The following is a 14,455-nucleotide window of genomic DNA, read 5'->3' on the forward strand; positions in this document are numbered from 1 at the left end:
GAGGACTCCGACATGACGACGCCGATCTCGCCGGCCGCCGCAGCGGCAGGCTCACTCGTCGACGAGGCCGAGCACGGCCGCGTCGACCACCCGGCCGGCGGCAGGCACGACCGCCGCGGCGGGGCCAGGGTCGACCCGGTCTACTACTGGTTCCTGGTACCCACGCTGGCGCTGTTCACGCTCGCGATCACCGTCCCGGCGGTGCTCGGCATCTTCTACTCGTTCACCGACTTCATCGGGTTCGGCGAGTGGCAGTTCATCGGGCTGACCAACTACATCGCCGTGTTCTCCGATCCCGCGATCCTCGCCAGCTACGGCTTCACCTTCGGGTTCGCGATCGTGACGGTGCTGCTCGTGAACGCGATAGCCTTCCTCCTCGCCGTCGGCCTGACCTCCCGGATCCGGCTGAAGGCGCCGCTGCGGGCGATCTTCGTGATCCCCATGGTGATCTCCGGCATCATCATCGCCTACGTCTTCAACTTCCTGTTCTCGAACTCGCTGCCGTCGCTCGGCGCCGACGCCGGCATCCCGTGGCTGTCCGAGTCGATCCTCGCGAACCCCGACCTCGCGTGGCTCGCGATCGTGATCGTCGCCGCCTGGCAGTCGATCCCGGCGACGCTGCTCATCTACATCGCCGGGCTCCTCTCGATCCCCGGCGAGGTGTACGAGGCGGCCGACATCGATGGGGCCGGTGCCGCACGCCGACTCTGGTCGGTCACGCTCCCGCTCGTGGCGGGCTACGTCGTGATCAACATGATTATCGGCTTCAAGAACTACCTGAACGTGTACGACGTGATCGTCGGCCTCACCAACGGCGGCCCGGGCACCGCCACCCGCAGCATCGCGATGACGATCTTCACCGGCTTCACCGGCGGCGACTACGCGTACCAGATGGCCAACGCGACCATCTTCTTCGTCATCGCCGTGACCATCTCGGTGCTCCAGCTCCGACTCACCCGCGGAAAGGCGGCGATCCGATGACCCAGGCAGCAGTGAAGCGGCCCGCCGCTTCCGTCACGACCCCCGCCCGTCCGGAGGCGACCGCGACGACGGTGCGCCGCCGCCGGGGCCGCGTCGGCCAGGAGCGCACCAATTGGACCACCATGGTGATCCTCCTCCTCTGCGCGCTCACCGTCCTCCTGCCGCTGTACGTCACCGTGACGATGTCGATGAAGTCGACCTCGCAGGCGGTCGACGGCAACGCCTTCTCGCTGCCGAACCCCATCGACCTCTCCGGGTTCGCGCAGGCGTGGGAGCTCACGAACTTCCCGGTCGCCTTCACGATCTCGCTGCTGGTGACCGCCGGCACGGTGATCGGCACCGTGCTGCTCGCCGCACTCGCGTCGTACGCGATCGTCCGCAACTGGGAGCGCCGATTCTTCCGCTGGTCGTTCTTCTACCTGCTCGCGGCGATGTTCCTGCCGTTCCCGGTCGTGGCGCTGCCGCAGATCCAGCTCACGGGCCTCGCCGGGCTCGCCAACCCGGTGGGCGTCACCATCCTGCACATCATGTTCCAGCTGTCGTTCAGCATCCTGCTGTTCACGGCGTTCCTGCGCTCGATCCCGCTCGAGCTCGAGGAGAGCGCCCGCATCGACGGCGCGACCACGTGGCAGACGTTCCGGCAGCTGATCTTCCCGCTCCTCGCGCCGATGAGCGCGACCGTCGCGATCTTCGCCTTCCTCGCGTCGTGGAACGACTTCATGATGCCGTCGCTGATCATCGCCGACTCCGCGCAGCAGACGCTGCCCGTCGTGCAGTCCATCTTCCAGACCCAGTTCAGCAACAACTACAACGTCTCGTTCGCGTCGTACCTCATGGCCATGGCGCCCGCCATCATCGTCTACCTGTTCACGCAGCGCTGGGTGATGGAGGGCGTGACGCAGGGCGCCGTCAAGGGCTGACCCGACCGTGCCGACACGTCAAGACCCGGTTTCCACCTCCGAACCATCCGCCGAAAGGACCCCGATGACCGACCTCCTCGCCCGCGCCGACCGGACCCTGCTCCGGGACGACCCCGACTGGTGGCGGCACGCCGCGGTGTACCAGGTGTACCCGCGCAGCTTCGCCGACACCGACGGCGACGGGATCGGCGACCTCCGCGGCATCCGCTCGCGCGTGCCGTACCTGCGCCGACTCGGCATCGACGCGATCTGGCTGAGCCCGTTCTACCCGTCCGCCCTCGCCGACGGCGGGTACGACGTCGACGACTACCGCGACGTCGACCCGCGGCTCGGCACGCTCGACGACTTCGACGACCTCGTCGCCGACCTCCACGCCGCCGGCATCCGCATCATCGTCGACATCGTGCCGAACCACACGTCGAACCGGCACGAGTGGTTCGTCGAGGCGCTCGCCTCGCCGAAGGGATCGCCGGCGCGCGAACGCTACATCTTCCGCGACGGCCTCGGGCCCGACGGGTCGCTGCCGCCCGCCGACTGGACGAGCGCGTTCGGCGGTCCCGCCTGGGAGCCCGTCGGCGACGGCCAGTGGTACCTGCACTACTTCGCGACCGAGCAGCCGGACCTCAACTGGGAGCACCCCGAGGTCCGCGAGGACTTCCTGCGCACCCTCCGGTTCTGGTCCGACCGCGGCGTCGACGGATTCCGCATCGACGTGGCGCACGGCCTCGCCAAGCGGCTCGACGACGTCCTGCCCGATCAGGCGACGCTCGATGCGCTGCCGCGCGACGGCGGCCACCCGCTCTGGGACCGCGACGAGGTCCACGACATCTACGCCGCGTGGCGCCGCGTCTTCAACGAGTACACGCCGCCGCGCACCGCCGTGGCCGAGGCGTGGGTCGACTCGTCGCGCCGCCCTCGCTACGCGAGCGTCGAGGGGCTCGGGCAGGCGTTCAACTTCGACCTCCTCGAGGCGCCGTTCGACGCGCGCGCGTTCCGCACCATCGTCGACGCGAACCTCGAACTCGCCGCCCAGTCGGGCTCGTCGACGACCTGGGTGCTCTCCAACCACGACGTCGTCCGCCACGCCACGCGCTACGGGCTGCCGGAACCCGAGCCGGGCGAGAAGCACGGCGCGGCCTGGCTGCGGACGGGCGGCACCGAGCCCGAGCTCGACCGCGAGCGCGGCATCCGTCGCGCCCGGGCCGCCACGCTGTTCATGCTGGCGCTGCCCGGCTCGGCCTACCTCTACCAGGGCGAGGAACTCGGCCTGCACGAGGTGCCCGACATCCCCGCGGAGGACCGCCAGGACCCGGCGTACTTCCGCAACCCGGGGGTCGACCTCGGCCGTGACGGATGCCGCGTGCCGCTGCCCTGGGCGACCACCGGCGCCTCGCTCGGCTTCGGGCTGGGCGGCGCCCACCTGCCGCAGCCCGCGTGGTTCGGCGACCACGCCGCCGAGGCGCAGGAGCACGACCCCGACTCGACGCTGTCGCTGTACCGGCGAGCCCTCGACCTCCGCGCCGAGCTGCGGACCGCCGAACGGCTCGAGTGGATCCCCGGCGGCCCCGTCGACGTCGTCCGCTTCCGCCGACCCGGCGGCTGGGAGGTCGTCATGAACTTCGGCGCGGACCCGGTGCCGCTCCCCGACGGCGAGGTGCTCGTGGCGAGCGGCCCGCTCGCGGACGGCGCGATCCCCGGCGAGACGACGGCCTGGCTGCGCCGCTGACCGAGCCCCGCGCGGACCCCGGCCGGTCACCGACCCCGGGGTCCGCGCGGCCTTGACGGCCGGGCCCGCGCGTGGTCGCATGGCCGGGTGGATGCCGCGCGGCCCGAGCTCATCTCCGACGACGCGCTCGACGACCTCGAGCGCGAGGCCATCGGGCGGGTGCGCGGCCGCGTGCTCGAGATCGGGGCGGGCGAAGGCGAGAACTTCGGCGCCTTCGACCACGACGTCGAGTGGATCGGCCTCGAACCCGACGCCGGCCGCCGCGCCGAGCTCGCCGTCCGCGCGCGCGGCTGGGGCCACCGCAGCGAGGTGCTCGACGCGGTCGCCGAGCGCATCCCGCTGCCCGACGCCTCGGTCGACGCGGTCGTCGGCACCTACGTGCTCTGCTCGGTCGACGACCAGGCTGCGGCGCTCGCCGAGGTGCGACGCGTGCTCCGCCCGGGCGGTCGCGTCGTGTTCGTCGATCACGTCGTCGCCCCGCCGCGCACGTTCAAGCGGGCGGTGCAGCGTGCGGTCACGCCGATCAGCGCGCGCTTCTGCCACAACTGCCACTGGGACCGCGACACGGGTCGGGCGCTCGCCGATGCCGGGTTCGCGGGCGACCACGTCCGCCTCGTGCGCGTGCCGTCGTTCCCGCTCGGGCCGACCCGCGTGCTCGTCTTCGGCGGGCACGTGACGGACGCCGCCGGCTCGTCCGCGACGGGGGAGCGCCCGTGACCGCGACCCCGCGCATCGTCGTGCTCACGGGCGCCGGGATCTCCGCGGAGTCCGGCGTCCCGACGTTCCGCGACGCGGACGGGCTCTGGGAGGGGCACCTCGTCGAGGACGTGGCGACGCCCGAGGCGTTCGAGCGCGACCCCGAGACCGTGCACCGGTTCTACGACGGGCGGCGGCGCGCCGTGGCATCCGTCGCCCCGAACCCGGCGCACGAGGCGCTCGCGCGGCTCGAGGCGGCGCTCGGCGACGAGCTGCTGCTCGTCACCCAGAACGTCGACGACCTGCACGAGCGCGCGGGGTCGCGGCGCGTGCTGCACATGCACGGTGAGCTCCTGCGGGCGCGCTGCCTGGCCTGCGAGCAGCGCTCCGAGGCGACGGGTGACCTGATCGAAGAGCCCCCGTGTCCTGCGTGCGGCGAGCGGATGCTGCGCCCCGACGTGGTCTGGTTCGGCGAGATGCCCTACGGCCTCGACGAGATCGACGCGGCCCTCGTCGGGTGCGAGCGGTTCGTCGCGATCGGCACGTCGGGCGCCGTGCATCCGGCGGCGGGCTTCGTGCTCACGGCGGCCGCGTTCGGCGCGGCCACCCTCGAATTGAACCTGGCGGTGAGCGAGATCACCGAGTTCTTCGACGAGACGCGTCTCGGTCGGGCCGGGGAGCTCGTGCCGAGCTGGGTCGACGAGGTGCTCGGCGGCGGGGCGCCTCGGCGCCGCGCCACACCAGCACGACCACCAGCAGCACCACCGCAAGCGCCGCGGTGACCGTGGCGAGCAGCGACCACTCGGCGGGGTCGGTCCCGCCCGTGAACGCGAGCGCGACGATGACGCCGGCCGCGGTGCTGCCGAGCGATCGGGCGGTCTGGAACAGCCCCGCCGCCTGTCCGGCGTGACCGGGCGGCGACGCAGCGGTGAGCGACTGGGTGATCGAGACGAGGACGATCACGTAGGGGATGCCGATCGCCGCCGTCGCGGCGAGCACCGCGACGGGCGTGGTCGTGACGGCGAGGAGCGGCAGCATCAGCGTGCCGCCTCCGAGCGCGGCCGTGCCGACGACCATCGCGGTGCGGAGCCCTCGCCGGTCGATGAGGCGCTCGGCGACCGGCGCCATGACCGCGTTGAACGCCGCGAGCGGCAGCAGGAGCAGGCCCACCACGTCGGCGCGGTATCCGGCGTGGTCCTCGAGGTACTGCGGCAGGCCGAACAGCGCGCTGTAGAGCACGAGGTTGGCGAGGACGAACAGGGCGTAGACCCGCAACAGCGGAACGTCACGGGCGAGGAGCCGCAGGTCGAGGAACGGCGTCGCCGCACGGAGTTCCCGCCACGCGAACAGCACGCCGGCGAGGAGCGTCCCCGCGAGCAGCGGCCACGACGGCCCCTGCGGCAGGCCGAGCACGAAGAGCAGCAGCGCCACCACCGTCGCGATGAAGAGCACCACGCCCGGCACGTCCGCCTCCCGCAGCGTCTGCGAGAACGGGACGCGTTCCCGGGGCGGGTCGGCGGGGGCGAGCAGGGCCGTGCTGACGAGGGCGAGCGCGGCGAGCGGCACGTTGATCCAGAAGATCGCCTCCCAGCCGGACGTGACGATGAGCAGCCCGCCGAGCACCGGTCCGACCGCGGCGGCGCTCGTGTCGATGAGCTGGACGCGCGCGATCAGCCGGCGGCCGTCGCCGCCCTCGGTCGCGGCGATCGCGCGGAGCATGGCAGCGGCGGACGGGAATGCCGCCGCCGTCCCGACGGCGAGCAGCACGCGGACCGCGCACAGCGCGACGAGGTCGGGTGCGAACGGGCCGACTGCACCCGCGAGGATCACCGCGCCCATGCCGAACCCGAACACGCGTCGCGGGCCGTACCGGTCGGCGAGCCGGCCCATGAGCGGCTGCAGCACCGCAGAGGCGACGTAGAACGCCGAGATCACCCAGGTCACGGTCGCGACGTCGACGGCGAACACCCGGCGCAGCGTGCTCAGGGACACCGCGACCATGCCCGAGTTGAGCGCGCTCAGGATCGTGCCCGTGCACAGCGCCGCGACGATCCACCGCGTCTCGTGGCGGGCGCGAGGGCTTGGTAGGCCTCGACCGGGTCGGGCGCGTTCACGATGCGGCATCCGGCCCCCTGCAGACGTGGTCCTCGACGGATGGCTCGTTCGGAGCCTGCCGCGGAGTCGCACCGGCTGTCAAGCAAGGGGGGACCGACGAGCGGATGCCGCGGGCCGCTCGTCTCGGCCCGCGGCATCCGCGGTCTCGCTCACCCCCGCGCAGCCCCATCAGGGCGACGCCGTGGACGGGGTTCCCGGTCCGATCCCCCGACAGGACCGGGACCCCGTCACCACCTACTTCCGACCGGACCGCCCGATCGGATGCACCCCGACCGAGATTTTCCGTCGAGCGCCGCGGATCAGGGCTCGGCGAGCATCCGCCGAGCCAGCATCGTCGCGCCCGCGACCGCGGCCGGCATGGTCGCGACGGCACCGAGCGGCACCAGGAAGCACAGCTGCGTGGCGACGCCGAAGCCGAGCAGGCGCCAGCGGTGCCGCCGGTACAGGGCGCGGCGGTCCGCGAAGGTGAGCCCGCGCGAGTCGAGCGCGCGCGCCGCGAGCTCGCGGGCGAGGATCCGGCCGGTGAGCACGGCGCCGAGCACCGCGGCCGCCACGCCGCCGACGACGGGGAGGAAGCCGACCGCGGCGACCGCCGCCGCGGAGACCAGGCCCTGCAGCATGAGGACGAGCCCGCCGCGCACGCCGCTCCAGAAGCTCGGGCCCTCGGCGGGCACGTCGCCGCCGACGTGCGATTCGACCCGCTTCCAGATCCGCTCGTAGAACGGGTCCCCGACGATGAGGGTGAGCGCCGTGAACGTCACGAACGCGAGCACCGCGGCCGCGGCGAAGACCACCACGGCGACGAGCGCGCGGAAGGCGTTGCGCCAGAACTCGTCCCAGCCGTCGGCGAACGGCGTGGCCCAGTCGACGAGGCCCGGCAGCCCGATGCCGAGCGCGACGAGACCCCACACGAGCACGGCGAACACGATCGCGGCCGGCACGAGCCCGAGCAGCATCACCCCGGGGTCGACCCGCCAGAACCCGAAGCCGCGCAGCAGGGTGCGAGCGCCGTCGGCGAGATCCCTCAGCATCGGGCCAGCATAGGCGGGCCCGGGCGCGCCCGGCGGTGCGACGCGGTGTTGCGGGACCGTCACGCGCTCACAGCAGACGGCGATATCGTCGGAGGCATCCGTTACCGCCCGCAGGGTGACGGGACCCCGCCGCAGAAGGACCCCGCCCGGAAGATGACCGTGACCCAGACGAAGCCCTCACGTGCCGCCGAATGGTGGCGTGCGCAGCGGAAGCGGCTGCTGTGGGGCGCCGCGATCGCCCTCGTCGTGCTCGTCGTCGCCGTGGTCGTCGCGCGGCTGCTCCGCGGCCTGCCCGCGGTCGAGGCGTTCGTCGCCGAGTACCCGGGCATCGTGCCGCCGCCCGAGGGAGCTCCCGTCGGCATCCCCGCCTGGCTCGGCTGGCAGCACTTCCTCAATGCCTTCTTCCTCGTGCTGCTCGTGAAGACCGGCCTCGAGCTGCGTTCCAAGCGCCGCCCGCCCGGGTTCTGGACCCGGGACAACACGCGCTGGCCCCGCACTGCCCGGCCGCCGCGCCGCCTGGGCATCTGGCTCTGGTTCCACCTGTGGCTCGACGCGCTCTGGGTGCTCACCGGCGTGAGCTACGCCGTGCTGCTGTTCGCCACGGGGCAGTGGGTGCGCATCGTGCCCACCGACTGGGCGGTCGTCCCGAATGCGCTCTCGGCGGCGCTGCAGTACGCGTCGCTCGACTGGCCCGTCGAGGACTCGTGGGTCGTGTACAACTCGCTGCAGCAGCTGGCCTACTTCACCGTCGTCTTCATCGCCTCGCCGCTCGCGATCCTCACGGGCCTGCGGCTCTCGTCGGTGTGGCCGGTCGAGGGGCGCCTCGCGGCCCCCGCGGGCGAGCGGATGGCGCGTGCCGTCCACTACCCGGTCATGCTGTTCTTCCTCGCCTTCACGTTCGTGCACGTGGTGCTCGTCTTCACGACCGGCGCGCTGCGCAAGCTCAACCAGATGTACACCGCGCGCGACACCGACGACTGGCTGGGCTTCGGGGTGTTCGCGCTGTCGGTCGTGGTCATGGTGGCCGCCTGGGTCGTCGCGAAGCCGCCGCTGCTCAAGCGGATCGCCGCCGCATCCGGACGCGTCCAGGGCTGACTCGGCCGGCTTCGCTAGGCTCGCCTGATGAGCCGCACCCTCTGGATCGTCCTCGGCGTCATCGTCTCCGTCGCCATCGCCTGGTTCGTCGTCGACCTCGTCTTCAGCGTCGTCTGGTTCATCGTGAAGCTCGCGATCGTGGCGGTGGTCGCGGTCGTGGTGTTCTTCCTGCTGCGGTCCTGGCTCGGCCGTTCCGGCGACCGGCGCGAGGTCGAGCGGTGACCGGGGCCCGACCCGCACTCGCATGATCAGCACGGTCGACGTCGCCCGACCCGACGGGCGCACCCTCCGCGCCGTCGAGGCGGGATCGACCGCGCCCGACGCCCCGACGGTGGTGTGGCACCACGGGTCGCCGCACACGGGGGAGCCGGTGCCGCCGCTCGTCGCCGCGGCCGACCGTCGCGGCATCCGGCTCATCACCTACGCCCGTCCCGGGTACGGGGCGTCGACGCCGCAGCCGGATCGCGACGTCGCCTCGGCCGCCGGAGACGTGGCCGCGATCGCCGATGCGTTCGGCGTCGACCGGTTCGCCGTGCTCGGCTACTCCGGCGGCGGACCGCACGCGATCGCGTGCGCCGCGCTGCTGCCCGGTCGGGTCACCGCCGCAGCGACCCTGGCGGGGATCGCGCCGTACGTCGCCGCCGACGACTGGTTCGCGGGCATGCACGCGCCCGCCGGCCTCCGGGCCGCGGCGACCTCGCGCGACGCGCGCCTGCGCCACGCCGAGCACGACGAGTTCGACCCCGGCCAGTTCGTCGACACCGACTGGGCCGCCCTCGAGGGGGAGTGGGCGTCGCTCGGGCAGGATGCGCAGCGCGCCGAGGCCGACGGGCCGGGCGGACTCGTCGACGACGACGTCGCCTTCACCCGCCCGTGGGGGTTCGACCTCCGCGACGTGCGCGTTCCGACCCTCCTCGTCCACGGCGAACGCGACCGCGTGGTGCCGCGGGCCCACGCCGTCCGCGCGCTCGCCGCGCTGCCGGACGCCCGGCTCTGGATGCGGCTCGACGAGGGGCACGTCGCGGTGCTCGCGGTCGTGCTGGACGCGCTCGACTGGCTCGTCGAGCGGTCCGCCGCGGTCGCCGGCTGACGCGGCGCGGCCGCGCGGTCGGCCCGGCGCGCGGTCAACGCGTCTTCGCGCCCGCCCACTCCACGAGCCGGTCCGCATCCCACGTGGTGATGATCCGCTCCGGCGGGATCCCCGCGGCCTCGGCGCGCGCGGCGCCGAGCGCGAGGAAGCCGAAGTGCCCCGGCGCGTGCCCGTCGCTGTCGATCGAGAACCGGCATCCGGCGTCGAGCGCCATCGCGATGAGCTCGTCGGGCGGGTCCTCGCGTTCGGGGCGCGAGTTGATCTCGACGGCGACGTCGTACTCGGCGCACGCCGCGAAGACGGCCTCGTGGTCGAACTCCGACTGGGGGCGCGTTCCGCGCGACCCCTTCACGAGGCGGCCGGTGCAGTGGCCGAGCACGTTCGTGTGCGGGTCGCGGATGGCCCGCAGCATCCGCTTCGTCATCTCGTCGCGCGGGGCGCGCAGCTTCGAGTGCACGCTCGCGACCACGATGTCGAGCCGCTCGAGCAGGTCGGGGCGCTGGTCGAGCGTGCCGTCCTCGAGGATGTCGACCTCGATGCCCGTGAGGATCCGCACGCCCAGGTCGCCGCGCGAGCGCGGGTCGGGTTCGTCGCCCTCGCCGCGGCCCGACTCGCCGAGGCCGGCGTTCAGGGCGGCGAGGATGTCGAGCTGCGACTCGAGCCGCTCGGGCGAGAGGCCGTTCGCCACGCGCAGGCTCGGCGAGTGGTCGGTGAGGGCGAAGTAGGCGAGCCCGGCGGATGCCGCGGCGCGGGCCATCGCGGCGATGCTGGTCGTGCCGTCCGACCAGTCCGAGTGGGCGTGCAGGTCGCCCCGCAGCTGCGCGCGCAGGCCCGTGGCGGACTGGGCGCCCGCCTTCTCGCGCAGGTCGGCGAGGTACGTCGGCACGCGGCCGTCGAGCGCGTCGACGATGACGCCGAAGCTCGAGTCGCCGATGCCCGGCGTCCGCTTCAGGCGCCCGTCGGCGGCGCGCGCCCGCAGCTCGTCCTCGGACCAGGGGCCGATCACCCCGGCCGCGCGCCGGAACGCCTTGGCCTTGAACGGCGACGCGAGCTGCACCTCGAGCAGCGTCGCGATCTCCTCGAGCGCCTGCACCGGGTCCATCGCCCCAGTCTGCCCCGGCTGGTCCCGGTGGTCGAGGGGCACCGCACCGAGACCGCCTCGGGACTCGAGGTCTCGGTACGGCGCTGGCGCGCCTACTCGACCAGCGGGGGCCCGGCGAACGCGACCGCGCGGACGGGCGCGCCGTCGCCGCCGAGGCGCATCGGGAAGAACCCGATCCGCACGCGCGCCGGCAGGCCGCCGAGGTTCGCGAGGTTCTCGACGATGAGCCCGTCACCGCCGAGGACGACCTCGTGCACGGGGAACGAGGTGGTGCCCGCGGCATCCGTCGGGTCGGGGCTCAGCGTGTCGACGGCGAGTACGCGCATGCCGCGGTCGACGAGCTCCTGCGCGGCATCGCGCGCGAGCGACGGATGCCGCAGCGCGCGCTCGGTGCCGAACCACCGCCACCACCCCGTGTCGATCACCACGATCGGCGGCACCCGCTCGGGCAGGTCGCCCAGCCGGTCGAGCCCGTAGGTCTCGCCGTCGTCGACCGCGCCGTCGAGGTGCACGACGAGCGCCTCGCCGACGAGCTCCTCGAGCGCGACATCGGCCATCGTCCGTCCGCCCGCGACGGTGTGCGAGGGCGCGTCGACGTGCGTGCCCGTGTGGGAGCCGAGCTCGAGCGCGGTCACCTCGGCGCCGTCGCGCTCGAGCTCGAGCGCCGGCGCGAGGTGCACCCCGGGGTCGCCGGGGTACACCATCATGCCGTCGGCGATGGGGTGGCTGAGGTCGCGCATCGCGCCGGTCGTCACGCGTCGCGGGCGCCGCTGCGTGCCAGGTGGCGGCTCGGTTCGGCCGGGTGCGCCGACCGCTCGCGCAGCGACAGCGCCAGGTAGAGCACGAACGTGAGCACGAAGCCCGGGATCGTCGCGCCGATCGGCGTCGGCCACACGTACGTCCAGAGGTACACCGCGACTGCGCCGATCGCCCACGCGGCGACTGCGAACCAGTTGACTCCCGCGAGGTACCAGTAGCGCCCGCCCTTGGCGTTCAGGATGTCGGGCGTGTAGGCGCCGCGCTTGACGATGTAGTAGTCGGCGATCATGATCGCGAAGACCGGCGCGAACAGGGCGCCGATCGTCACGAGGAAGGTCGTGAACTGCTCCAGCAGCCCGAAGAAAGTCGCGCCGATGATCGAGATCAGGCCGAGGATCAGCGCAGCGGGCAGGAACTTCACGCGCGTGCCGGGGACCGCGTTGACGACCGTCGTGACCATGCCGTAGACGACCATGGTGTTCGTCGCCATGACCGAGGTGAAGATGACCACGGCGAGCGGCCAGCCGAACGGCTCGACGATGGTCACCGGGTCGAACGGGATCGCCTCGCCGCCCGAGAGGATGACGTACGAGATCGCGGTCGCGCCGAGCGACATGGCGATGATGGTCGACAGGCTGTAGCCGATGCCCGAGCCGATGATGCCCGCGCGGCTCGTCTTGGCGAACCGGTTGAAGTCGGCCGACAGGACGGTCCACGAGATCGCCGTCGCGATGACGACGTCGAGCACGAGGATCGGCGTGTACCCGATGGACTCGTCGACCGGGATCGACTGGAACTCGGCGGGCGTGAACGTCGTGAACGCGGTGATGAAGATGAACGCCATGATCGCGAGCATGATCGCGGCGAGCCACGGCTCGATGCGCGCGATGCCCTCGTGGCCGAAGATGGCGAGGATCACGACGATCGTCTGGCAGACGACCGCCCACAGCACGGGCATCGACACCCCGGTCATGGAGGCGACGATGAAGTCGAGCGCGATGCCGGCGAGCATCGCCTGCACCCAGCTCCAGCCCATGAGGATGATGACGTTCGCCGCGACCGGCACGAGGCTGCCGCGAGTGCCGAACGGCCCGCGCGTGAGCGCCATCGTCGGCAGCCCGGTGCGCGTGCCGATGTTGCCGACGGTGACGAGCACGACCGCGCCGACGAGCGTGCCGACGATGATGAGCAGGATCGCCAGGCCGTAGTCGATGCCCGGCACGAAGAGCGTGCCGGTGAGCAGCGTCGTCACGACGAGGTTCGCGGCGAGCCAGATGAGGCCGATGCGCACGAGCGAGAACTCGCCGCGCACCGGGCCGGCGTCATCCGAGTTGCGCTCGAGGCGCTGTTCGAGGCGGGTGTAGAGCGACATTGCTGTGTCTCCTCGGTGGTGGGTGGGGTTCAGGCGTCGTCGTCGGCGGATGCCGCGTCGGCGGGGTCGGGGGAGAGGTGCTCGTGCACGGCGATGAGGTCGCCCGTGGCATCCGTTCGGAACACGATGGTCTCGCGCTCGCGGTACGACTCGCGGCCGTCGCCGGTTTCGACGGTCGTCGCGACGGAATGGGTGAAGACGGCGCCGCCGGGCAGGGGCTGCACGTGCCGCTTCGTCGACTCGCACGACACGACGCGCCAGCCGCTCGCGACCCACTCGTCCCACAGCCGCTCGTAGGCGGCGCGGTCGTCGAGCCGCGCGGGCTCGGTGTGGAACACGAACGTGGCGTCGGGTGCGAACGTGGCGAAGTAGCGCGCCCCGTCGGTCGCGGCGAACGCGTCGACGATGGCGGATGCCGCGGCCTCGACCTCCTCGACGGACGGGGTTCGTGGTTCGGTCATGTCGCGGGCTCCTTCGCCTGGGGTCGTGGGTGGGGCGGTCTCGATACGGGCTTCGCCCTACTCGACCACCGGAGTCGAGCGGGGCGCCATGGCGCTCAGCAGTTCGTACGCGACGTGGCTCGCCGCGACGCCCGTGAGCTGGGCGTGGTCGTAGGCCGGGGCGACCTCGACGATGTCGGCGCCGACGATGTTCCGGTCCGCGAGCGCGCGGAGCATGCGGAGCAGCTCGCGGCTCGTGAGCCCGCCGGCCTCGGGGGTGCCGGTGCCGGGCGCGTGGGCGGGGTCGAGCACGTCGATGTCGATCGAGATGTACAGCGGCGCGTCGCCGATGCGGGCGCGGAGGCGCTCGATGGCGCTCGCGACGCCGTGCTCCTCGAGGTACTCGCTCGTGATGATCGAGAACCCGAGGCGCTCGTCGTCCTCGAGGTCGCTCTTGGCGTAGAGCGGGCCGCGGATGCCGACGTGCATGCTCGCGGTGAGGTCGATGAGACCCTCCTCGCTCGCGCGGCGGAAGGGCGTGCCGTGCGTGGTGGGGGCGCCGAAGTACGTGTCCCACGTGTCGAGGTGCGCGTCGAAGTGGAGCACGGCGACCGGTCCGTGCTGCGCGTGCACGGCGCGCAGCAGCGGCAGGGCGATGGTGTGGTCGCCGCCGATCGCGAGGAGCCGTCCGGCGTTCGACTGCAGCTCGCGGGCACCGGCTTCGACCTGGCGGACGGCCTCGGCGATGTCGAACGGGTTGACGGCGATGTCGCCGGCGTCGGCGACCTGCTGGGCGCCGAAGGGGAACACGTCCTGTGCGGGGTTGTAGGGGCGCAGCAGCCGGGAGGCCTCGCGCACGTGTGCCGGGCCGAACCGGGCACCCGGCCGGTAGCTCACGCCGGAGTCGAACGGCACGCCGACGATCGCGACATCCGCCCGCTCGACCTGGTCGAGTCGAGGAAGGCGTGCGAAGGTGGCGATGCCCGCGAAGCGCGGCACGACGCTCGCGTCGACCGGCCCGATCGGGGTGGACTCCGAAGAGGGTTGCATATTGAGAAACTTCCAGTACTGTTGAGACAACTTGCTCACACGGTACGCCTCGACGCGTCCGCGCGTCAAGGCCGACGG

The 14,455-nt window shown here is 72.6% G+C and carries 14 protein-coding genes and 1 pseudogene; 8 read left to right on the top strand and 7 right to left on the bottom strand.

All coding sequences use genetic code 11. From position 1 onward, the window contains the following. Window positions 1-12: 12 nt before the first annotated feature. The 5 genes from RH861_RS05115 (at window position 13) to RH861_RS05135 (ending at window position 5,105) form a co-directional block, all read left to right on the top strand. Complete coding sequence (locus tag RH861_RS05115; RefSeq protein WP_310520059.1) at window positions 13-981, top strand: carbohydrate ABC transporter permease; 969 nt, start codon at window positions 13-15, stop codon at window positions 979-981. Further along, entirely contained in the window at window positions 978-1,901 is a 924-nt protein-coding gene (locus RH861_RS05120) for a carbohydrate ABC transporter permease (RefSeq protein ID WP_310520060.1), read from the top strand. The genes RH861_RS05115 and RH861_RS05120 overlap by 4 nt, the downstream gene beginning before the upstream one ends. A 64-nt stretch (window positions 1,902-1,965) precedes the next feature. Continuing rightward, window positions 1,966-3,627: a glycoside hydrolase family 13 protein gene (locus RH861_RS05125; protein WP_310520061.1), complete on the top strand. Its 1,662-nt coding sequence runs from the start codon at window positions 1,966-1,968 to the stop codon at window positions 3,625-3,627. 87 nt (window positions 3,628-3,714) lie between these two features. Continuing rightward, on the top strand, window positions 3,715-4,344 hold the full coding sequence (locus RH861_RS05130) for a class I SAM-dependent methyltransferase (RefSeq protein WP_310520062.1): 630 nt from the start codon (window positions 3,715-3,717) through the stop codon (window positions 4,342-4,344). Continuing rightward, window positions 4,341-5,105, top strand: coding sequence for an NAD-dependent deacylase (locus RH861_RS05135; RefSeq protein ID WP_310520063.1), 765 nt, complete (start codon window positions 4,341-4,343; stop codon window positions 5,103-5,105). Before RH861_RS05130 ends, RH861_RS05135 begins: the two co-directional genes overlap by 4 nt. A 79-nt stretch (window positions 5,106-5,184) precedes the next feature. On the opposite strand, the pseudogene RH861_RS05140 reads toward RH861_RS05135, so the two are convergent. After that, a pseudogene (locus RH861_RS05140) lies at window positions 5,185-6,447 on the bottom strand (MFS transporter); the annotation flags it as partial. A 290-nt stretch (window positions 6,448-6,737) separates the two neighbouring features. Beyond that, the gene (locus tag RH861_RS05145; RefSeq protein ID WP_310520064.1) at window positions 6,738-7,469 is read right to left on the bottom strand and encodes an EI24 domain-containing protein; all 732 of its coding nucleotides are present in this window, start codon (window positions 7,467-7,469) and stop codon (window positions 6,738-6,740) included. A 153-nt stretch (window positions 7,470-7,622) separates the two neighbouring features. On the opposite strand from RH861_RS05145, the gene RH861_RS05150 reads away from it, so the two are divergent. Genes RH861_RS05150 through RH861_RS05160 form a run of 3 tightly spaced genes read left to right on the top strand, consistent with a single transcriptional unit; the run spans window position 7,623 to window position 9,654 of the window. Further along, window positions 7,623-8,564 (top strand): cytochrome b/b6 domain-containing protein, encoded by a 942-nt coding sequence (locus RH861_RS05150; protein ID WP_374760948.1) that lies wholly within the window; start codon window positions 7,623-7,625, stop codon window positions 8,562-8,564. Window positions 8,565-8,591: 27 nt separating this feature from the next. Continuing rightward, window positions 8,592-8,786 (top strand): hypothetical protein, encoded by a 195-nt coding sequence (locus RH861_RS05155; protein WP_310520066.1) that lies wholly within the window; start codon window positions 8,592-8,594, stop codon window positions 8,784-8,786. A 22-nt stretch (window positions 8,787-8,808) separates the two neighbouring features. Beyond that, window positions 8,809-9,654 carry an alpha/beta fold hydrolase gene (locus RH861_RS05160; protein WP_310520067.1) on the top strand — a complete coding sequence of 282 codons (846 nt, stop codon included), beginning with the start codon at window positions 8,809-8,811 and terminating at the stop codon, window positions 9,652-9,654. A 34-nt stretch (window positions 9,655-9,688) separates the two neighbouring features. Here the strand turns inward: RH861_RS05160 and RH861_RS05165 are convergent, their stop codons facing one another. From RH861_RS05165 to speB, 5 genes are all read right to left on the bottom strand, one after another. After that, window positions 9,689-10,756, bottom strand: coding sequence for a PHP domain-containing protein (locus RH861_RS05165; RefSeq protein ID WP_310520068.1), 1,068 nt, complete (start codon window positions 10,754-10,756; stop codon window positions 9,689-9,691). 92 nt (window positions 10,757-10,848) lie between these two features. Then, window positions 10,849-11,496 (bottom strand): cyclase family protein, encoded by a 648-nt coding sequence (locus tag RH861_RS05170; RefSeq protein ID WP_310520069.1) that lies wholly within the window; start codon window positions 11,494-11,496, stop codon window positions 10,849-10,851. Window positions 11,497-11,507: 11 nt separating this feature from the next. Continuing rightward, complete coding sequence (locus RH861_RS05175) at window positions 11,508-12,887, bottom strand: purine-cytosine permease family protein (protein WP_310520070.1); 1,380 nt, start codon at window positions 12,885-12,887, stop codon at window positions 11,508-11,510. Between the two features lie 29 nt (window positions 12,888-12,916). Continuing rightward, window positions 12,917-13,348 (bottom strand): YybH family protein, encoded by a 432-nt coding sequence (locus RH861_RS05180; RefSeq protein WP_310520071.1) that lies wholly within the window; start codon window positions 13,346-13,348, stop codon window positions 12,917-12,919. Between the two features lie 57 nt (window positions 13,349-13,405). After that, on the bottom strand, window positions 13,406-14,377 hold the full coding sequence (gene speB, locus RH861_RS05185) for an agmatinase (protein ID WP_310520072.1): 972 nt from the start codon (window positions 14,375-14,377) through the stop codon (window positions 13,406-13,408). Between the last annotated feature and the right edge of the window lie 78 nt (window positions 14,378-14,455).

Source organism: Agromyces indicus (genome assembly GCF_031432295.1).
Lineage (GTDB): Bacteria > Actinomycetota > Actinomycetes > Actinomycetales > Microbacteriaceae > Agromyces > Agromyces indicus.